The organism is Alloacidobacterium sp. (assembly GCF_035631355.1).
In the GTDB taxonomy this organism is placed as follows: domain Bacteria; phylum Acidobacteriota; class Terriglobia; order Terriglobales; family Acidobacteriaceae; genus Alloacidobacterium.
The window spans coordinates 1-19,846 of the sequence record NZ_DASQIX010000046.1 but is presented as its reverse complement, the minus strand read 5'-3'; the positions used below and the strand labels follow the sequence as shown (position 1 = coordinate 19,846).

17 protein-coding genes are annotated in these 19,846 nt (G+C 55.8%); 10 read left to right on the top strand and 7 right to left on the bottom strand.

What is annotated here, in order from left to right:
- Window positions 1-39: 39 nt before the first annotated feature.
- Window positions 40-1,077 (bottom strand): aldehyde reductase, encoded by a 1,038-nt coding sequence (locus tag VEV40_RS07935; RefSeq protein WP_324831403.1) that lies wholly within the window; start codon window positions 1,075-1,077, stop codon window positions 40-42.
- 67 nt (window positions 1,078-1,144) lie between these two features.
- On the opposite strand from VEV40_RS07935, the gene VEV40_RS07930 reads away from it, so the two are divergent.
- Together VEV40_RS07930 and VEV40_RS07925 are read left to right on the top strand one after the other, a co-directional pair.
- Window positions 1,145-1,807 (top strand): hypothetical protein, encoded by a 663-nt coding sequence (locus VEV40_RS07930; RefSeq protein ID WP_324831402.1) that lies wholly within the window; start codon window positions 1,145-1,147, stop codon window positions 1,805-1,807.
- 110 nt (window positions 1,808-1,917) lie between these two features.
- On the top strand, window positions 1,918-2,808 hold the full coding sequence (locus tag VEV40_RS07925; RefSeq protein WP_324831400.1) for a DUF4097 family beta strand repeat-containing protein: 891 nt from the start codon (window positions 1,918-1,920) through the stop codon (window positions 2,806-2,808).
- Between the two features lie 38 nt (window positions 2,809-2,846).
- On the opposite strand, the gene VEV40_RS07920 is transcribed toward VEV40_RS07925, so the two are convergent.
- Together VEV40_RS07920 and VEV40_RS07915 are read right to left on the bottom strand one after the other, a co-directional pair.
- Window positions 2,847-3,764, bottom strand: a complete 918-nt coding sequence (locus VEV40_RS07920; protein WP_324831398.1) for a sugar phosphate isomerase/epimerase — start codon at window positions 3,762-3,764, stop codon at window positions 2,847-2,849.
- Between the two features lie 205 nt (window positions 3,765-3,969).
- Window positions 3,970-4,362, bottom strand: coding sequence for a hypothetical protein (locus VEV40_RS07915; protein WP_324831396.1), 393 nt, complete (start codon window positions 4,360-4,362; stop codon window positions 3,970-3,972).
- A 606-nt stretch (window positions 4,363-4,968) separates the two neighbouring features.
- Between VEV40_RS07915 and VEV40_RS07910 the strand changes: the two genes are divergently transcribed.
- The 5 genes from VEV40_RS07910 (at window position 4,969) to VEV40_RS07890 (ending at window position 9,340) form a co-directional block, all read left to right on the top strand.
- The gene (locus VEV40_RS07910) at window positions 4,969-5,448 is read left to right on the top strand and encodes a hypothetical protein (protein WP_324831395.1); all 480 of its coding nucleotides are present in this window, start codon (window positions 4,969-4,971) and stop codon (window positions 5,446-5,448) included.
- 247 nt (window positions 5,449-5,695) lie between these two features.
- Window positions 5,696-6,268: an RNA polymerase sigma factor gene (locus VEV40_RS07905; RefSeq protein ID WP_324831393.1), complete on the top strand. Its 573-nt coding sequence runs from the start codon at window positions 5,696-5,698 to the stop codon at window positions 6,266-6,268.
- Window positions 6,269-6,582: 314 nt separating this feature from the next.
- Complete coding sequence (locus VEV40_RS07900; RefSeq protein WP_324831391.1) at window positions 6,583-7,023, top strand: hypothetical protein; 441 nt, start codon at window positions 6,583-6,585, stop codon at window positions 7,021-7,023.
- Entirely contained in the window at window positions 7,023-8,264 is a 1,242-nt protein-coding gene (locus VEV40_RS07895) for a HEAT repeat domain-containing protein (protein ID WP_324831390.1), read from the top strand. The genes VEV40_RS07900 and VEV40_RS07895 overlap by 1 nt, the downstream gene beginning before the upstream one ends.
- Before the next feature lie 11 nt (window positions 8,265-8,275).
- A complete protein-coding gene (locus tag VEV40_RS07890; protein ID WP_324831388.1) occupies window positions 8,276-9,340 on the top strand; it encodes a HEAT repeat domain-containing protein in 1,065 nt (354 codons plus the stop codon).
- A gap of 16 nt (window positions 9,341-9,356) precedes the next feature.
- Here VEV40_RS07890 and VEV40_RS07885 read toward each other — a convergent pair whose 3' ends face one another.
- The gene (locus VEV40_RS07885; RefSeq protein WP_324831387.1) at window positions 9,357-11,921 is read right to left on the bottom strand and encodes an ABC transporter permease; all 2,565 of its coding nucleotides are present in this window, start codon (window positions 11,919-11,921) and stop codon (window positions 9,357-9,359) included.
- Window positions 11,922-12,535: 614 nt separating this feature from the next.
- Here VEV40_RS07885 and VEV40_RS07880 point away from each other — a divergent pair.
- A complete protein-coding gene (locus tag VEV40_RS07880) occupies window positions 12,536-12,706 on the top strand; it encodes a recombinase family protein (RefSeq protein WP_324831386.1) in 171 nt (56 codons plus the stop codon).
- A gap of 31 nt (window positions 12,707-12,737) precedes the next feature.
- Here the strand turns inward: VEV40_RS07880 and VEV40_RS07875 are convergent, their stop codons facing one another.
- Together VEV40_RS07875 and VEV40_RS07870 are read right to left on the bottom strand one after the other, a co-directional pair.
- Window positions 12,738-13,004, bottom strand: coding sequence for a hypothetical protein (locus VEV40_RS07875; protein WP_324831385.1), 267 nt, complete (start codon window positions 13,002-13,004; stop codon window positions 12,738-12,740).
- 51 nt (window positions 13,005-13,055) lie between these two features.
- Window positions 13,056-13,319 (bottom strand): carboxymuconolactone decarboxylase family protein, encoded by a 264-nt coding sequence (locus VEV40_RS07870; protein WP_324831383.1) that lies wholly within the window; start codon window positions 13,317-13,319, stop codon window positions 13,056-13,058.
- A gap of 305 nt (window positions 13,320-13,624) precedes the next feature.
- On the opposite strand from VEV40_RS07870, the gene VEV40_RS07865 reads away from it, so the two are divergent.
- The gene (locus VEV40_RS07865; RefSeq protein ID WP_324831382.1) at window positions 13,625-16,702 is read left to right on the top strand and encodes a TonB-dependent receptor; all 3,078 of its coding nucleotides are present in this window, start codon (window positions 13,625-13,627) and stop codon (window positions 16,700-16,702) included.
- A gap of 75 nt (window positions 16,703-16,777) precedes the next feature.
- Window positions 16,778-18,055: an MFS transporter gene (locus tag VEV40_RS07860; RefSeq protein WP_324831381.1), complete on the top strand. Its 1,278-nt coding sequence runs from the start codon at window positions 16,778-16,780 to the stop codon at window positions 18,053-18,055.
- Between the two features lie 522 nt (window positions 18,056-18,577).
- Here the strand turns inward: VEV40_RS07860 and VEV40_RS07855 are convergent.
- The coding region (locus VEV40_RS07855) for a PKD domain-containing protein (protein WP_324831380.1) at window positions 18,578-19,846 on the bottom strand (1,269 nt) is incomplete at its 5' end.

The following is a 19,846-nucleotide window of genomic DNA, read 5'->3' as shown; positions in this document are numbered from 1 at the left end:
GCGGGCTCTGGGGCACCCGGCGCCATCCACGTCCCTTCTTTATGCTTTCAGCAGCCCAAGCCGTGACAGGCTTTCTGCTGTAGCGACGAGCGCATCTTCTTTTGAACGCGGCGCCCAGCCGAGCATGCGGATTGCCTTTTCGCCGGTGCCGTTCTTCACCTTGCCGAGTTCGGGAAGGATCAGCTTTATGGCCGGGTCGCGGAGCGAAGCGAGATGTAACAGCCAGTTGGGAAGTTCGCGGGATGGCACTCGTTTCGCCGACGCACCCATCCGGTCTTTCAGGACCTTTGCCATTTCCCGAATCCACATGAAGTCGCCGGCGACGGCAAGGAAGCGCTCACCTTTGGCAGCGGGATGAGTCATGGCGAGGAGGTGCAGGCCGGCGACATCACGCACGTCGACGACACCAAAGTCGAGTTTGGGGCAGCCGGGCAATGCGCCATCCATAAGGCGCTGGATGAGGATTATGGATGCGGAGTAGTCGGACCCAAGAACCGGGCCGAAGACCCCTACGGGGTTGACGGCGGCAAGCTCCAGGCTGCCGCCTTCCCGGGCGATGAAATCCCATGCTGCGCGCTCGGCCAGAGTTTTGGATTTCGTGTAGGCGGTCAGGTCGTCTCCATTGATATTGGTCCAATCTGTCTCGTCGAACGCTGCGCTTTGTGGCTGGTGGCCATAGCCGATTGCCGCGAATGACGAAGTGAGGACAACGCGCTTCACTCCTGCGTCGCGGGCGGCCCGCAGCACCCGGAGCGCGCCTTCGCGCGCGGGGACTATCAGCTCGTTCTCGTCTTTCGGGACGCTGGGAGGCAGCGGCGAGGCGACGTGCAACACAAAGTCGCATCCGGCGACAGCTTCCGGCCAGCCTGCATCGGAGGTGAGGTCTGCGGCGACGAAGGACAAGCGGTCGTCCGGTTCTGCGCCGCCTTCCTTGAGCATGGCGCGCACGTCGGGCTCGCGCTTGAGGTAACGCACCGTTGTCCGCACGCGATAACCCGCGTTGAGCAATTGCAGGATGCAGTGTGCGCCGATGAATCCCGAACCACCGGTGACGAGTACCAGTTCGTTGCCCATCATTTCTCCGTTTTTGAAATGAGCTTTCTAAGCATTGGATTCAGGTCATGGTGTTATAGAACTTTAATTAATGACCCAATACTGGACGCGGCGGATTAAGCGCCATCTCGGGCTTGCTTTGCTGGCATTTGCAATCGTTTCGCTGACGTATACAGCGACTCCTCCGCCAGATGTGCGGCATCGCGCGAGCATGGCAACGGCCTATGCAGGATTGGCGTTTCTTTGCCTCTCGCTTTGGCTTGGACCCTGGAATGTGATCAGGCGCAGACCGAATCCCGTTAGTTTTGATTTGCGAAGAGATGCCGGGATCTGGGCAGGCATTCTGGCGATCGTGCATACGGCGGTAGGACTGACGGTGCACCTGCGAGGACGCATGTGGATGTATTTCTTCAAGCGGCTGCATCCTCCTGCACTGCAGGATTCCCTGTTTGGATTTGCGAATTATGCCGGGCTGGCAGCGGCTCTCCTGTTCTGCATGCTGCTTGCGCTTTCCAACGATGCATCCCTGCGCTGGTTGCAGAGGCAGAAGTGGAAATCGCTGCAGAGATGGATTTATGCGGCCTTCGTTTTGACGGTGGCGCACGGGATTGCCTATCAACTGATTGAGAAGCGACGCTGGTCCTGGGTTGTTGTTTTTGGGGTGCTGGTGGTGGCCTCAATCGGGCTGCAAATCTCTGGATTCGCGCGTGTTCGGAGCAAGAGGAGCGGGATCATGAACCCGAAAACTCAATAATAAGTAGAGCAAACCATGTTCTGCGTAGCTTTTGGCTTGAAAGCCTCTTTCCTTGAATTTTTCCGGGAACCAACCGTTTTCTCGTGCGTACAGTGTGAGAGGAGAGAACTATGTCTTCCGCATCCCGCCTGCTTTATTCCCTTTCCGCCATGACTGCATGCGCCATTGTCCTAACCGCAACCCAGGGACAGGCGCAGAGCACGGACCACGATTGGGAGAAAACCTATTCGATTGCCGCCAAGCCGTCGCTGACCATCGAGACAGGAGACAGCAACCTGAAAATCCACTCCTGCGGCGACTGCAAGGCCATCAACGTCAAGGTCCACACGGACCGCAAGCTGAGCGATTATCGCCTGGAAGAGAGCCAGTCGGGCGACCACGTCTCCTTTTTGTTTAAGGAAAAGCCGCACATCGGCGTCCATGTCAGCTGGCATAATCGCGGCGAGACCTATGTTGAAGTGGAAACACCCGGCACGCTTGATCTTGACGCCAAAACTTCGGACGGCAACCTGAGCGCCAGCGACCTACAGGGTGATCTTCAGATTCACACCGGCGACGGCAGCGCCGATCTCGATAACCTGCGCGGCACGATTCGGCTCAAGTCGAGCGACGGAAACATGACGCTGCAGAACGCAGCGGGGACGCTGGAGGCGCGCTCCTCAGACGGTCACATGAAAGTGGATGGAAACTTTTCAGCCGTCCAACTGCACACGAGCGATGGCGGACTTGACTTTGCTCTGGCCGACGGAGCCAGACTCACGGCCGCCTCGCGCATCGAAAGCTCTGACGGCACGGTAAACATTCGTGTTCCACACGACTTTGCCGCCGACCTTGACATCTCGGCGAGCGACGGGCACATCGACTGCTCGTTGCCTCTGACGATGGACCACTACGACAGCCGTGAAGGCTCAGGTAATCACATGCACGGTAAGGTCAATGCCGGGAGCGTTCCGCTGACGATTCACACGTCGGACGGCAATGTGACAATTTCTCAGCTGTGAGTACCCGCCTGGAGAAAATCGAGGTGGGATAGCTATTTTCAAACCTGCATCGTGTGCAGATATTGATAATCGGCGGTCAGTTCCTGCATCGGATCGCCGTCGAATTGTTCCTGCTCTACAAAATAGTGCTTAATAGAGGCTTTCTTCGCCGCTTCGAAGATCGGCTTGTAGTCGATTGTTCCTTTTCCCAGGATGGTCGAAGTGCGGTCACCGGCTGGCTTTCCAGCAACCGGCGGCTTCAGGTCCTTGATGTGCAACATGGAGAAGCGTTTCGGGTACTTCGTGAGATAAGTGACCGGGTTATGGCCTGCCGCCGAAACCCAGCCGCAATCCATTTCCAGCGTTACGTAGGTGGGGTCAGTGTCCTTCAGCAGCACATCAAATCCCATGAGTCCGCCGCCCAGATCGTGGAACTCGGTAGTGTGGTTGTGGTAGCCGAACTGGATGCCTTCGGCTTTGAATTTCTTCCCAATCTGATTGAATTGGTCGGCGTTCCAGCGCCAGTCGTCAGCCGTCATTCCGCTCTGAAAGTACTTGCCTGCTCCGCCGGGATAGCTCGCCAGCTTTGACGGATCAGCCACGGAAGGCGTTGAGCAGATCACATAGGACAGGCCCAGTTCTTTCGCGTACTTCAGAGTCCCGTCAACGTCCTTGTGCAGTTCGGGCATGGGATAGTGCGCGCTCACGCAGCGGAGCCCAGCGTTTGCCATTGCAGCCTTTACGTCGCTTGCACTGTGCCCGAAGAAACCGGCGGCCTCTACTTCCCGATATCCGATCGCAGACAGCTTTTTCAAGGTCCCTTCGTAATCGTTCGGCAGAAGATTGCGCACGCTGTAAAGCTGCAAGCCTACAGGCAGGCCGAGCGGGTCGGCGAGTAAGCGGCTGTGATTGAGGCCCCAGGCCGCCGCGGCAGTCGCGCCTGCCTTCAGAAATGTCCTTCTCGTGATTTGATTCACGTGTATCACCCCTTTTTTCCAACGTTTTCCAGCATACAAGGGTTTTTACCCTTAAGAGCGGGTCTACTTGATCCAGATAATTTTGTGATCCGTTTGTGGGCGGGAGAGGGAGGAGGGCAAATGTCGGACGCGTTAAGAAGGCAAAAAAATAGAGCCTGTATCGGAGCATGAAGATACAGGCTCTTCCTGGAAGGGGTGGTTGCTACTACCGTCCGCCCGTGATGGACACTTCGCGTTGTGCGGCGTGTCTTTCACGTACGTCCAGTACCGGTGTGGTCCGCGTGGCGATACGAATCGTGCGCAGTTCGTGCGTGCCATCGGCCGCGTCGTCGAACTTAATCGAGACTGCGGGTGAGTTCGGACCAAAATCTGCAGGGGATGCCGACCACATGACCGACTGACTCGGCTTGAGGTGGTTGGTCAGTGTAATGACGTTCTGGCTCGCATCGAGCCGTACATCATACTGGCCTGCCTGATAGGTTTTGCCATGAGATTCAAAGTTGAAGGGAACGTTGACCGTCACCTTGCTGAGTGCGAAAGCTGCGCTGGTGCTTGCCAGGGCTGCCGCAAAAACGAACATTCTTGTCATCGGTCGCATCGTGTTTCCTCCATACGCAAATCACACTACGGATTTAAGCGAAGACCTGTCGTCAAACTGCCGTCTAGTTCTTGTCAAATTTGAGAAAGAGTTCTTGACGGGTCACAGCGGCATACCTGAGAAACAGCCCTTGTTATCAGGCATTAAGGAAATGAGTGACGGCGGCAGTCACAGTTACGGGCAGAGCATAGCTCGACAGAGCAGAGTGCGCGGGTTCAGCCAGCGCGGCGGCAGTGCAAAGGTAATAACGACATTCGGCATGGCGCTATTTGCACCATATATAGTGCAAAAATGATTTAACTAAGATACCGCAGCGGATCGCATGGCGGAGAGAAAGCCCTTCATAATTTCCCCAAGGCACACTTTAGTAACGTTCATGCCCGGCGCCCCTCCCCAATTCAGGCATTAAAAGTTAACCGGGTGATCTATTATGGTCTGACTCTGCACAGTAAGGGCATTGTCATGGGATTTTACGGGTTTTGGATTTCTAACTGTTCCAGTCTTGTTGCTTCGCTCAACCTATGTGGAGTTATCTGTGGACTGATAGGAGCGTGCGCTGTCGATTTTGCCCTCGTGAAGTGGCGGACCGAACTCTACAGGCCCGAGTTGTCAAACGACGTCGGCAGTGCCCTTGAAGAATTCAAGGGAGAGCGTCGTGGACCTCACATTGAACGCCTTGTGCTTGGACTTTTACGCGCCAGACGCATTTATTTAGACACGAAATTCCTTGCATCGGCCTGGAGTTTCGCTATCACGAGTCTCATGTTCGCTGCCTTGATTTTTGCCGCAGCGATCTTCGACGTGGTTTCATCCCTTTTGATTAAGCATGAAACTCAACTCTCTCTCATGACCGGGTTCCAGTGCATCACAATGTTGCTGGCAACGGCAGCTCTTGTCACTGCCGCAGGCTTTGAGCTTTTCAACATTCAGAGAGGGATTGCTTATCCGAGAGTGCTCAATAGACATTGGTCCAAAATCAAGATGCTTGCCGGGGCACAATGGACGGACGACGTTGAAGAAGCCCTGTACAAAGCCCTTTTGCCATCCCAGGTAAACAAGAGCAAGCAATCAGGCTGCTATTCCTAGAGAGATTGCACCGAGTCCCCTGACTGGATCGAGTATCGATATCTGCCGTTAGATTGCTCCTAACGAGAATTTTCTTAGCCGCTCGGGCTTGCCGCCGGTCGAGAGGCGAGCCAGTCACAGGCCAGGTTCGGGCCTAAGGACTCATCTCATTCAAACCCGTGGACTCTGTCGAATTGCGGTTACGCAATTAACACCCGACCCAAAATTCTTCCTAACCGCAAACCCACAATCCTGTCTAATGCGCTGAATGGGGAATGACGACTACGCGCTCATCCGGAGCGTTCTGGCCGGAGAGAAGGACGCTTATGGCCTGCTTGTCGAACGCCACAGCCAGAGTGTCTTTCGTGTTGCCTTCCGCATTACCGAAAACGAGGCTGATGCGGATGAAGTCGTGCAGGAAACATTCCTTCGAGGTTATCGCAAGCTGGATGGTTTCGATGCCCGGTCCAACTTTCGCACCTGGATTTACCGAATCGCTATGAACTGCGCACTCGATGTATTGAACAAGCAGAAAGCCCAGACGGCAGCGCCGATTGCTGAGGAATATGACAGCGAACAGGCAGCCGTCCAGGTGGTGGATCACACGGCCGGGCCCGACCGGCTCTTGTTGAGTCAGGAGATCGAGGTACGAAGGCAAGCCGCCATGGAAAAGCTCACGCCAACCGAACGCATTGCCTTTGTGATGCGCCACATGGAAGACCGCTCGACAGAGGAAATTGCCAGGGCACTCGGAGTCGCGCCGAATTCCGCCAAGCAGGCTGTTTTTAGGGCAGTACAGAAATTGCGGCAATCGCTTGCGCCGCTCTGGGTGAAGTCATGAAGCACTTAACCGAAGCAGAAATGATCGAGCACTACTACTCTGAAGATTTCTACAGGGCTGAGGCCGAGAGACATCTTCAGGCTTGCAAACAGTGCGCCCAGTCATATGAAGAACTGGGCAAGCTGCTTGGGTGTTTGCGTACCCCTGATATTCCAATCCGAAACTCGGAATATGGAATTCAGGTTTGGCAGTCTATCCAAGGGGCACTGCGGCCTTACGAGCCAAAACGGAAGCGCAGCTTCTTTCACTGGCCTCAGTTTGCTTATGTGGCAGCGTGCATGTTGCTTCTCGCAGGTGCATTTTGGGGTGGAAGAATGTGGGAACATGCCCACACTAAGTCCTTGGTCGCCGACAATCCGCAGCAAACAAAAGAGCGCGTGGTGCTCTTCGTTCTCGACAATCACCTCGACCGGTCAGAGCGCCTCCTCGTTCAACTGAATCATGCCGGTGCCGAGGGAGAAAACGCTGATCTTCCACTTCAGGCAGAAGCTAAACAACTGCTTTCCGACAATCAGCTTTACCGTCAAAGCGCGGCCCGGGCCAACGATCCTCTTCTCAACGCGGCGCTCGATCATCTTGAGCGCGTCCTTCTTGAGGTTGCCAATTCGCCCAATGGGTTGAGTAGTGCGGACATCGCGCGCATTCAGCAGGAAATGAACACGCAGGGTCTGCTTTTCCAGATCCGTGTTCTGCGCACAAAAGTTTCTGAACAAAAAACAAATGCTCAAGCTGTCCGGAAAGGAGCAAATATTTAATGAAAACTGCACAATGGTTTTGGCTGGCCGCGATTTGCGGCATCCTCTCACTCCCGGCTTCATCTGCTTCGGGACTCATCTTTCAGCCTGTGGATAATGATGCGGGGCAGACGAATGCGCACGAAGATCAGCTCTATGCAGACGCTACGCGCGCTATCAATGAGAGCCGCTGGTCCGATGCTGAGTCATTGCTGAACCAGGTGATCGATCAGCATGGCCGTCGCGCCGATGGCGCCATGTATTGGAAGGCCTACGTCGAGAACAAGGAAGGGCGCTCTTCTGAGGCTTTAAAGACTTGCTCCGATCTTCGCCAGGCTTATCCGAACAGCAACTGGCTCAAAGAATGCAGCGCTCTCGAAATCGAGGTCAGGGGTAAGGGCGGGAGCCCAGTGCAACCGCAGGCGGAACAGGACGAAGATCTCAAGCTGCTCGCCTTGAACTCACTCATGCAGAGCGGCGATGTGAATGCTCTGCCCATTCTCCAGCAAATTCTGGAAGGGCAGCAGTCCGAGCGGTTGAAGGAGCGCGCGCTGTTCGTTCTGGCGCAGGACCAGTCCAAACCAGCACAGGACCTCTTTGGGCAGATCGTTCGCGGGGAAAAAGATCCCAATTTACAGCTCAAGGCTGTCCAATTGCTGGCCGTCACCAAGGGGAGCCATAGCGCCGATACCCTAGCGGACATCTACGCCAAATCGAGCAATCAATCCGTCAAGAAAGCCGTCCTGAACTCCTATCTCGTCATGGGCGCGCCTGACAAATTGGTGCAGGTGGCGCAGCATGAACCCGATCCAGAACTCGCGCGTCATGCTGTTTACGAACTCGGCGCAATGGGAGCAGTCACGCAGCTCTCGACCATGTATCAATCAACCAGCAACAAAGACGTGAAGTCCGCGATCATCAATGCCTTTGTTGCCGCGGGCGGCAAAGGCGCCAATGCGCTCAACGCCATCGCCTCGTCTGAGCAGGACCCCGACCTCCGCCGCAAAGCGATCCGCAATATGGGAGTGGCGGGCGGCTCTTCCGCAATTCCAACGCTCTTATCAATCTATTCGAAGAGCACAGATGAAGAATCGAAGAAGGCTGTTCTTGATGCGCTGTTTGTTGCCGGAGATGCGCATGATCTGGTTGCGCTTGCACGCTCAGAGAAAGACCCTTCCGCCAAACGGGATATCGTCGGCAAGCTCGCTGTGATGCACAACAAGGAAGCGGCCGACTACATGATGGAACTTCTCAACAAATAAGGAGCCAGGTTATGAAGAAGCATCTCATTGCAATCGTCATCTGTGCGTCCACGCTTGCTCTTCTGGCGCAGCAACCCAAAGTCAGCAATACGAACTTCACTGTTCAGCCAATAGGAGGAACACTCACCGCAACGGTGGACAAGTTTCGTCACTCAAGTGACCAGCTCTGGCTTGGATATGAAGTGGCGGCTCTTCCACAATCACATTTATCTACATGTTCGAACTGGTCGGATACATCACAGATGGACGATGGGTGTTGCGGTGAATATCGACTGGAAGATAGCGACCACTACAGCATGAACCATAGCAATCAGGCGCAGGCTGAGCAAAATATCTATGTTCTCTTTCGCCTGGATCACGGCCAGATCATCAAGGTCAGGCCGGTGATGGCTGGCTGCCATCTGGATGCAGGTGGTGTTCCGTTCACCTGGTTGACAGGAGTGAAGCCTGAAGACAGCGTTACTTTTCTGTCCGGACTCGCAACGCAATCGTCTGAACCGAATCACTCTCGCGTAGTCGATGGAGCGCTTCTGTCGATCAGTTACCACGAGACACCTGAAGCTACACACGCTCTCAGCCAAATCGCGTCGTCTACCGCTCCGATTCATCTCCGCGAGCAGGCGGCATTCTGGCTAGGAGTGCAACGCGGACACGAGGGCTTCCTGGCGCTGCAAGCTCTGGAGAAGAAAACTACGGACTCAGCTTTACGCGAGAAACTGCCATTTGATTTCTCCCAGAATTCAGATCCCGGAGCAGAAGACGAATTGCTGCGTATGGCCAAGTTCGACCCTGACACAAAAGTTCGTGAACAGTCGTTGTTTTGGCTGGCCCAGAAGGCAGGCAAAAAGGCGACCGCGGCGCTCACCGATGCCATCCAGAACGACCCTGAAACAGACGTCAAGAAAAAGGCAGTCTTTGCATTAAGCCAGTTGCCGAAAGACGAAGCCGTGCCAGAGTTAATTCACGTCGCAGACACTAATTCCAACCTTGCTGTTCGTAGAGAGGCGTTTTTCTGGCTCGGACAATCGCAGGACCCGCGCGCTCTGGCATACCTGGAGCAAGTGCTGAAACGATAAAGACAACTGGTCTCGATCACTCGTTCCGCAGCGCCACTATCGGGTCCACTCCTGCCGCGCGTTGCGCCGGGATGATCGTTGCCAGTAGCCCGGCCAGAGCAAGGAGCAGTGTAGCCAGTGTCAGCATAACGGGATCCCATGGCTTTACGCCGAAGAGCTGATCGGTCATCAGCTTGCCAGCCGCAACTGCTGCTGGAATGCCAATTGCCAGGCCAATGCCTATCTGGGAGAACGCCCCGCGCAGCACCATCTTTACCACTTGTCCGCGGTCTGCGCCGAGCGCCATCCGCACGCCAATCTCGCTCGTTCGCTGTTCCACCGTATAAGCCATTACGCCGTACAGGCCGACCGCTGCCAGAACCAGCCCGAGCACACCGAAGAGGGTGGTCAGCGTCGCAATCATATTTTGCTGCTGAAAGTCCGAGCTGACGACTCTGTCGTATGGGTCAACCCCGTAGAGCACGAGATTTGGATCGACACTCGCGAGGGTCTTGCGTACGCGCTCTTCCATGCCCGGCGGGTTGCCCGGCGCCCAGATCACGATGTTGTACAGGAAGTGCGACCAGATTTCGCCGCTCTGTATGGCGGGGTCGTCAAACTGCACCGTCTGCGCCTCTGGCACCCAGAACATGGGATACACAGGTTTCTTGTACTCATAGGTCATATACCGTATGTCTTTTACGACTCCGACGATTTCGTATGTGGAGGAGTACTTGATTTTGTCGGGTCCGAAATGCTGACCGATCGGATTCTGATCTTTGAAAAACTTCTTTGCAAACGCCTCGTTGATGACCGCTACCTTTCGCGTCGCATCGGTGTCCTGGTCCGTAATGGGCCTGCCAAGCACCATTTTCGCGCCTATGGTCTCGAAGAAGCCCGGCATGACTCGCGACCACCCGGCGCTGGTGTCTTCCTTTGCGCCAGGCTCGGGTCTGCCTTCAATGCGAATGGCGTCGTTCCAGCTGTCGCCTGTCATAGGCGCATAGAGTGCCGCCGCAGTCATCCGCACTCCGGGAATCTGACGCAGGCGGTCATTGATTTCCTTGAACATCGGCTCCATTTGTTCCGGTTTGTAGTTGCTCAGCATTGGATTAATCCATGCAATATACCGGCCCCGCATCTCGAATCCAAAATTCTGGTTCTCAAGGTTGCGCAGGCTCTGACCGAGCAAGGCCGCTGCGGACAAGAGCACCAGCGACATCGCGGCCTGGCCGATCACGAGCGACTTCTGTGTCCACGAGCGCCCGCCGCCTACGGAACGGTTTGCGCCACGCAGTGCTTCCACCGGTTCGGCATGCGACGTCACCCACGCCGGAGCGATCCCGAAAATGACTCCCGTCAACACCGATACGCCCAGCGTGAAGAGCAGCACCGGCCAGGATGGCGATGCGTTGATCGGCACATAGTTGTTTGGTCCGCCGATTTGAAAGGCCAAATGCAAAATCAGCCGTGTTCCGGTATACGCTATGCTGATGCCTATGGCCCCCCCGACCACGGCCAGGAGCACACATTCCACCAGCGCTTTGCGCACCAGGCGCTGACGGGAAGCACCCAGCGCTACGCGAACCGATGTTTGCGCGCGATCCTTCAATCCACGCGCAAGCATCAAGTTCGCCAGATTCCCGCAAGCCACCAGCAGCACGCAGCCTGACGCGATGAGCAGTAGCGTCAGCCCATCCTGATACCAATCCCGCAGGTCCGCGACTCCGGCGCCGCCGGGAGCCAGGTGCAGCGTCTGCTGCTGCCAGAGCTGCTTTTCGCCCGGCTCCATGTCCAAGACGTGGCTCGCCAGCCAGTCATGCAGCTCCACTCTGAGCTTTGCTTCCAGCGTCCTTGGGTTCACGCCCGGGCGGACTCTCCCGATCAGGTCCAGGAAGTTTCCGTTCGGCCGTTTCAACCTGGCCGTCGAGCCATCAATCAGCAACTCCGCCGTCAGCGGCAGCCAGAAATCGGGCATGCCGAATCCGGAAAGCTTCGCTCCGTAGAATCCCGGTGGGGCGACGCCGATGACGGTAAAGGGATGTCCGTTGATTTGATAGCTGGCACCGACCACAGACGGGTCCGACCCGTACTTCTCCCGCCAGATGTGGTAGCTCATGACCGCTACCGGCGGCGCACCTTCCTGATCGTCCTCGTCGGTCATCAGCCGTCCGATCCACGGCTGTACGCCAAAGGTCCTGAAAAAATTCCCGGATACGTATTCGCCATTGCGTGTGTCTACCTGCGCTTGCGATCCGGCTCTGCGAACACCGAGCGGCGCATTGCCGGCCTGCAACGCGGCCAGGTCTATGAACTCCGGCGTGTGCTCGCGGAAGGTCTTGTATGCTTCCCATGAGAACAGGGAGAAATTATTGTCGTCGCCCTGCGTGTAGCCACCCCAGTTGCAGCAGCGGATTTTATCTCCGATCCGCCACAGTTCTTCCGGTTTCGTCACCGGCAGAGATTTGAGCAGCACCTGCTGCACGAGCGTGAAGATAGCCGTTGTCGCTCCGATCCCGAGCGCCAGCGTGATGACAGCCGTCGCTGTAAACCCCGGTGCCTTCCGCAATTGCCGCAGCGCGTCACGTAAGTCCGCGAGCATTCTTCTTCCCCCGTAATGTTGTTTGTCGCTTTTTAATCTCTCTTGATAAAACGAGCACGTCGCCTGCCGTTTTCCAACCCTAATCCTGTCTCATAATAAAGGACTTAGGCAAGAAGGCCCAGGTCAGCCTGTCCGCAATCAAAATTAGCTGTCCAGAATCGAACACTCTCACCAGATTGGCGGATGTAGTAGAAGAGATAATTGAGCGGCGGATGGCTTAGCGGCAGATCTTCCCGAAGAGGCCACCAAATTGGGGATTACTGCGGCACTGCTCTCTCGCCAAGGGTGCATCTCCGCCAACCGCATTGAAACTCTTGCCGCAGAAGAAAACCCAGACATCTAAAGACAATTTGGAATCGTCTAATGTCCAGCCGTATAACCACCTTTGGGGGAGGTCTACGGCCAGGGAGATGGCAGGATCACTCCCGCCTGGGTTTTTGTGATTTCTGCCTCTCCTGTCTAAATTGCTGTTGCTTGCTTACACCCTCGATCGCATGCAGTGCGATTGGTACGAAGCCACCAAGCCAATCCCATTTCCGGAGATGATCTCTTCCGGATTCACACCGGTAGGACTCTGCTCAAAGCCGCCTTCGGCTGGAGGAAGAAGAAGAATCATGAAGCGCGCCGCCCTCTACATGCGGGTCTCCACCCTGGACCAGCACCCCGAAACCCAGTTCTACGACCTTCGTCAGATGGCCGCTCAACGTGGCTTCGAGATCGCCCTGGTCTGGGCTTCGGACCGCATTGCCCGGCCCGGTTCTATCTTATGCTCGATGTCTGGATGAATGTTTCTCTCGCGGGACAAGACGTCCTACGCTATTTTGTTAAGCAATTCATCTCGAGATAGCCCTGCGGGGCAATTCCAAAGGCATCCGCAACGCGATTGAAGAACGCAAACATGGCTGTGATATACACCGCCTCGGCGATCTGCGGCTCTGTCCAGCCATGCTCACGCAGTGCCTGCACATCTTCCGCCGTTGTACGATATGCTGCCTCAGTCACCTTAGTGACATATTCAAGAAGCGCTCGCTCGGCTGCGCTTAAACCTGCCTCGTCCAGCTTGCCGTTGGCAATGGCCTGCACTGTTTTCTCGTCTGCTCCCTGAACCCGCAGGAAGTATGCATGAGAGTCCAGTCAATATGGACAGCGGTTAAGCCAGGAAACCCAGCTCGCGATCGCCTCTTTCGTTCTCCGGTTCAGGTGGCCTTCGGAGAAATGAACCGTGTCGCTGAAACGCATAACGTCCCGTAGAAAGTCGGGCCGGTGGCTGAAGCACTTCAGAATTCCCGGCACTTGCTGGCGACCCGACTTGGCTCGCCACTCATCGTAGACTTGCGCTATCTCACCTCTGGCATCGGCATCTTCAATCAGCCTGATCTTCGTGTCGCTATCAGCCATGGTTCACGGTTCTCAACTTTCCAAACATACGAAGCCTTAAATTTACCGGCGCAATAAGCGAGCGCTTCACAGATGCATCCTATGCTGGGTTGGCTTGCCAAGTCATCCACCATTCGGTTGAGAAGCCACAGTTTGATCGGAGCGGGAAGTAAGCCTTCAGGTGGATAAATTTACCCCTCTTTCAGCGCAAGACTTTTCTTATTGCATTGCGTAATGTGCCGGATAAAGCTCTGCCAGCCCTCAAACACTAAGAGCGCTACACGTTGAACCCAATTCCTTTTTAGGCCAGCATGACGGAGGAAGTCTTGATTAGATCCATCCCCATTAGAACAGCCTGCGCGTTGTTTTGGGTCTTTTTGCTGTTATTTGCCACCGGATCACGCGCGCAGCAACTAGCGTCCGCAAGAATCATCGGAGTGGTTACCGATCCCTCGGGGAAGGCCATCCGAAATGTAACTGTTACGCTTACGAATCTGGCTCAGGGCACCGTTCGGAGCCTCGACACGCAGGAAGATGGATCGTTCTCCTTCACGACTCTCGAGGCCGCAAAGTATCGGCTCACAGTGTCTTCTCCGGCTGGATTCTCTCCATACCAGCAATATGTAACGGTGAATGTCGGCCAGGATCTCAGCGTTCCAGTGCGTCTCGCAATCGCTTCAAACCAAACGAAGGTTGAAGTCGTAGCCGACACGCCCCCAGCAGTGGATACGGCGACATCCGCGCTGGGTGGAGTTATCAATGCCCGACAGATTTCAACTCTTCCGCTTAATGGACGAAACTATCTGGAGCTTTCATTGCTGGTGCCCGGAAATGCCCCGGCGCCCAACTTTGATCCAACGAAGGAGAACACTGTCGTCATCTCGACCGCCGGTCAGGTCGGCCGCGGCGGCAATGTAACCATCGATGGCGCGGACAATAACGACGACGCGGTCGGCGGATCTCTGGTGAACATTCCTGAAGATGCCGTGCAGGAATTCCAGATCGCGACGAACCGCTTTTCGGCGGAACTGGGACGGTCAGGCTCGGCTGTAACCAATGTGGTCACAAAGCAGGGCACCAACGACCTTCACGGCGGGGTCGCCATGTATGAGCGCGACAAAGTCCTGCAAGGCCTACCTGCTACCTATGATCCGAGCATCGGCTCTACGCCGCCGTTCCACCGCCAGCAGTATGCAGGAGACATTGGCGGCCCCTTTAAGCAAGACAAGGCGTGGTGGTTCGTGGCAATGGAGGATCGCCAGCAGCTTGGCGCTGACTTGGTGGGCGTGCGTGACACGACCACTCAAACTATCGGCCGAACCTTCGCAACTGCGCCACTGCACGATTTTCTGGCAACAACGCGGCTCGATTGGCAGGCAAGCAGGCGTGATCGTGTCGGCTTCCGCTATTCACTCCAGTTGGAAGACGATCTGAGCCAGAGCGAGCTTGATCGCGCGCTCGGCACAGCAGCATACCGCCAGACTGCGGAGAATCATCTTCAGGGCCTGGTCGCTGATTGGGTGCACACCTTCACACCCACGCTAATCAACCGGATGAGTTTCGCCGACAATAACTTCCTCAACATTACTAACCCCATAGTGACTGGGCCCCAGATCACTTATCCCAACCTCGACGATGGCGCAACTTATCGCATTCCTCAACAGACAAGACAATTCCGCCTGCAGGGAGACGACACACTCACCTGGTCTCACCTGAACCACACCTTGAGCTTTGGCGGCGAAGTACAGTCGATCGATGCCGACTTCTATCTGCCCGTCTTCATACAGGGCAACATTCAGGCAGTCGAGGATTTTCCCGATTTTGACCGCAATGGCGACGGCAAGGTCGACGATAACGATTTGCTCTTCGCCGTTGCCCTGCAAAGTTCGACGCCTACTAAGCCGTTAAACCTGCCAGACAACGATAACTATCACGTCGCAGGATTTGCCCAGGACGACTGGAAGGCGCTGCCCAACTTAGTGTTGAATCTCGGTCTGCGCTGGGAGATGGATACGAACCTCAATAATCTGAGCTGGTATTCTCAACGCAACCCCATCGTTCAGTCCTTCTACCAGGGAAGCCGTCATCGCGAGTACAACAATTGGGGCCCACGCATCGGCTTCAACTACTCTGTCAACCCTAATCTCAGCATTCATGGTGGTTATGGCATCTACTATGACCGGATCACGCTTGAGATCATGTCGCTCGAAAAGGGCTTTGACGGGCGCGCGCTTGCGCTCAATGTGACCGCAGGAAACGCGGTGACAAATCCAGATGGCACCCCCGTATACCTGAATCCAAACGGGACGTTCAAACCCGGAGCGCCGGAGGTTCTGTCGAGCCCATTCAGCGGATTTCTCTTTGCGGGTGCAGGGTCAACAGGTATCGACATCATCGACAATAGATTGCGCAATCCCATGGTGCAGCAGTTCAACCTGGGCGTGGAAACACAGATACATCGAAGCTTGACCGTCAAGGTGGATGGTGTTCATAACTTCGGGACGCGCTTCATCATCGGCGATCCGGTCGGTTCGGTTTATAACCCCCAGACTGGCGGCCCGGATGAGATCACCAATCTTGCATCCTGGGTGGGAACGAAGTACGACGCGCTGTGGATCAGCGTGCGGCAGCTTCTCGGAAAATATGGCGAGTTCGACTCCGCATACACGCTTGCCAAGGCATTCAACTATGCCAACGACGACCAGATCCCGTTTGAATACTCTCCAATTGACCCAAACAACCTTCAACGTGAATATGGACCGCCGCCGAACGATCAGCGTCATCGGTTAGTAATGAGCGGCATTGCCAACCTGCCTTATAAGTTGCAGTTCTCTCCGGTCTGGACCATCGCATCAGGCGTTCCCATGGACATTCTTCTTCCCGATGGGAGCGAGCGCGTGCCAACCATGCAGCGCAATGCTGGAGGACGCGAATTCCAAAACGCCCGGCAGCTCAATGCTTTCATTGCAACAACCAACGCAGCTGGTGGCGTATACGAGGCAAGTACGAACAGCTATGTGATCCTCCCGCAGGTGAGTGATCACGCTCATTTCAACGATAGCTTCAACGCGCTCGATTTCCGGCTCAGCCGTGCCTTCCATTTTGGAGAGCGATGGAATCTCGATCTGATCGGCGAGGCCTTCAATATCTTCAACGTTACAAACATTCTCGGCGTCAGCAATCTCAATTATTCGGGGTTCGCGAACACCTTATCGCCTGACAACAGCAATCACGGGTATTCATCAAGCTTTGGCCAACCGGTTTCTACAGCGGAGGCGTCTTTGGATCGGGAGGTCCACGGGCCTTCCAGGTTGCTGCAAGATTCAGCTTCTGATGGCGCAAGGTTTGCTGGCGGCGAAGGGGATGGCACAACGGTCGATACCGGCGCTCTGGAGAACAGTTAAACCAGACATGATTCCTTCTCTATCACATAGAACGGCATTGAATCGCTGCTCGCGCGCTATAGGCGGAGGCAATCAGTGATCACTCGTGCCGTGCCTGTGCCCGACAATGAAAGCTCCATTTACTATGCCGGCTGGCCCGTGGCGATTGCCGCTTTTGTAGGCGTCATGACGAGCTTTGCGCCCATTGTGCCCTATACCTTCAGCCTTTTCTTGAACCCGCTACATGCTGCCTTTGGCTGGCAAAGAGAGGCCATGTCAGGAACCTTCGGATTGGCCGCGATAACCGTTGCGCTTGTTTCTCCTGGAATCGGCGGCCTGCTTGATCGTTTTGCCCCACGCCGCATCATCCTGCCTTCCATCGTCGTATTCGCCATCGCGCTGGCTTCACTGAGCAGGCTCAGTTCCAACCTCCACCGCTTCTATCTGACTTACTTTGTGTTAGGGCTTGTCGCCAACGGAACGGCGCAATTCGCCTACACGCGGACTATTCTTACCTGGTTTCGTAAACATAGGGGATTCGCGCTGGCATTGATCCTGACCGGCAGCGGTACCGGTTCCATCGTCATTCCTCCTATAACGCAATGGGTAATTGAACATCACGGATGGCGTGACGCATACCTAACACTGGGCGGCATTGCTTTGCTCGGTCTGCCACTTACGGCGCTTCTGGTGCGGAATCGGCCAGTCCAGATACAGGATTTCGATGAGAGTCTTATATCCGGCGCCACCGTAGGCAAAGCGTTAAAAAGCGCGCCCTTCTGGATTCTCGCAATCATCATTATGCTTTCGGCTTTTAGTGAAAATGGCTTGGTAACCAACATGGCGGCCATACTGACGGAGCACGGTATCACTGCTTCCGCTGCGGCATTGGCCCTTTCGGTTCGCGGTGGGTCAGGCATCATCGGCAGGCTTTGCACCGGCTTCTTAATCGATCGCTTCCCACCGCAGCGCATTCAGACATGTATCCTTCTGCTCTCCGCTGTAGGCACCCTGATTCTTGCTTTTGCAGGAAGAGCATCAGTAGCTCTTTTCGGTTCCGCGCTGCTCGGAATTGGTCTTGGCAGCGAGGCAGACGTTGCCCCGTATCTGCTCGCGCAGTACTTTGGGCGGAAGCATTTCTCTGTACTGTACGGTCTTACCTGGACCGCCTATGCAGTAGGAGGCGCAACCGGGCCGATGATGGTAGGACATCTTTATGATCGTGCTGGCTCTTATCTTCCGAGTTTTATCGTTGGTCTGGCCTGCGTAGCCTTCGCAGCGGCCATCATCAGCTTGTTCCTGCGCCGTGATCCAATTCGTCCTGCGGGATATTCCGAGGATTTGACATTAGCCAAAGTCTCATTGGAAGAATAACCACGCCGGAGATCAGATGTCGGAACACGTGGCGGGTATTTGCTGACCTTGTATTTCGCTCTGGTTATCCTTCGAGAACATAGCAAACGGAGGCATTTTTATCGGGTTCTACCCAATGCTTCGAGATGCAGAAAGAACCTCAAGAAAGATTTCTGAGAAGAGCATCGCGGTGAAACGCTCAGGGAGAAGGCAGAAATCAAATCCAGAGGCAACCAGGAGTGATCCTGCCATCTCCCGAGCCGCGCTCCTCCCCCTGAGGCATACGGCTTGCTCATCTTGGACGATTGAAGTTCGTATTAGGGATGCTTCAGGTCTTTATTGACCTCATGGGCTTCGTCCTGCCTCCGAAATTGCCGTGCCCAGCAAAGCCTGTGGATAGGGGAATCAATCTGAATGACAAATTTCTTCCTTATTGGCGTTTCCCAAAACCACACCCTAATGGAGCAGCCGGACGGATTGGTCCGGCTGTTGAATTCAGGGGAGTTAGAAGGAGCAGTTTTTGAGAGCCCTTTGCGCCATGGGTCACGGCGCGAAGTAGCCTGCAATATCGAGGATAAGGTTCGTGGGGCTGGTGGCAAAGGCATTGATGCTGCCGTTTGTCGTCGGCACGATGGCCATGTTCGAGGTAACCGCTCCGTCGTATGCATTCAGTGTGGAAACCACCGGTCGAGTGCCTCCATTGGGCCACAGGGTCAGGAAGCCAAGGGTGCCTGAAGGCATGACCGTCGCATTCAGCACGTATGCCTGTGCCGTCGACGGCGGTGCGCACGTGCTGCCTTCGACATTTACCACTAACGCTCCATTGAAGGCTCCCGCGCCGCTGCGCGTATCCAGCGTCCGGCATGGCCCGGTATAGAGCGACAGTCCTCCTGTTCCCGGAGGCGCGAAATAGCCGTTGACGTCCAAGATCACATCCGAGTCGTTGGATACGAAGACGGAAACATCACCGCTGGTTCCGGCAGGCACGATGGCCGCGTTGGCTGTCACCACTCCGGTATAGGAGTTCAGCGTCGAAACCACGGGCCGCGTCTCTCCCGTAGGCCACAGGGATAGGTAGCCCAACGTTTTGTGCGGCACAGCGGTCACGTTCACCGAGTAGGCCTGAGCCGTCGCAGGAATATTGCAGCTGCTGGACAGAACCGGGAAGGACCGGCTGCTCCCGCTGCTGATATAGGGCCCACCCAGCGGCCCAGTCGTGTTACGGGTATCGGCCACACGGCAGGGTGTGATCGGATAGAAGGCCAAGGCCGACGCTGTCCCTGCGGGCACGAAGTACCCGTTGATGTCGAGGATCACCTGCGTTGCATTCGAGACGTAAACGTTGACCCCGCCGTTGGTGCCGGCGCCAACGATAGCGGCATTGGCCTTGATGCGTCCATCCGAGTTCAGTGTGGTGACATTGGGCTGCATCTCACCGGTAGGCCACAGCGTCAGAAAACCGAGTGGCCCGCTCGGTACAACAGTGACATTCAGTGAATAGGCCATAGCCGTTGAAGGGATGCCGCAAGCGCTCTGCGCTATGTCGAATTCGCGCGTGCTTCCCGCGCTAAGCTCCGGACCGCCAAACGGCCCGGTTGCATTGCGCGTGTCCGCCACCCGGCACGGGGTCACAGGGACGAACTGAAGCCCAGCCGTTGGGGCTGCCTGTGTCGGGGGTGGAGGGGGAGGAGCCGATACGGTGACCGTGCTGGTGGTGCTGGCTGTCAGGCCGGCCTGGTTCGTAATGGTCAGGGTCACGGTATAGGTTCCTGGGTTCGTGTAGGTGTGCGTGGTGGTGGGCGTACCGCTCAC

Coding starts and splice junctions, on each gene's coding strand:
- VEV40_RS07895 (WP_324831390.1), top strand. CDS start 7,023: ATGAAAACTGCACAATGGTTTTGGCTGGCCGCGATTTGCGGCATCCTC.
- VEV40_RS07885 (WP_324831387.1), bottom strand. CDS start 11,921: ATGCTCGCGGACTTACGTGACGCGCTGCGGCAATTGCGGAAGGCACCG.
- VEV40_RS07890 (WP_324831388.1), top strand. CDS start 8,276: ATGAAGAAGCATCTCATTGCAATCGTCATCTGTGCGTCCACGCTTGCT.
- VEV40_RS07900 (WP_324831391.1), top strand. CDS start 6,583: ATGTGGGAACATGCCCACACTAAGTCCTTGGTCGCCGACAATCCGCAG.
- VEV40_RS07925 (WP_324831400.1), top strand. CDS start 1,918: ATGTCTTCCGCATCCCGCCTGCTTTATTCCCTTTCCGCCATGACTGCA.
- VEV40_RS07905 (WP_324831393.1), top strand. CDS start 5,696: ATGGGGAATGACGACTACGCGCTCATCCGGAGCGTTCTGGCCGGAGAG.
- VEV40_RS07870 (WP_324831383.1), bottom strand. CDS start 13,319: ATGGCTGATAGCGACACGAAGATCAGGCTGATTGAAGATGCCGATGCC.
- VEV40_RS07915 (WP_324831396.1), bottom strand. CDS start 4,362: ATGCGACCGATGACAAGAATGTTCGTTTTTGCGGCAGCCCTGGCAAGC.
- VEV40_RS07935 (WP_324831403.1), bottom strand. CDS start 1,077: ATGATGGGCAACGAACTGGTACTCGTCACCGGTGGTTCGGGATTCATC.
- VEV40_RS07930 (WP_324831402.1), top strand. CDS start 1,145: ATGACCCAATACTGGACGCGGCGGATTAAGCGCCATCTCGGGCTTGCT.
- VEV40_RS07880 (WP_324831386.1), top strand. CDS start 12,536: ATGAAGCGCGCCGCCCTCTACATGCGGGTCTCCACCCTGGACCAGCAC.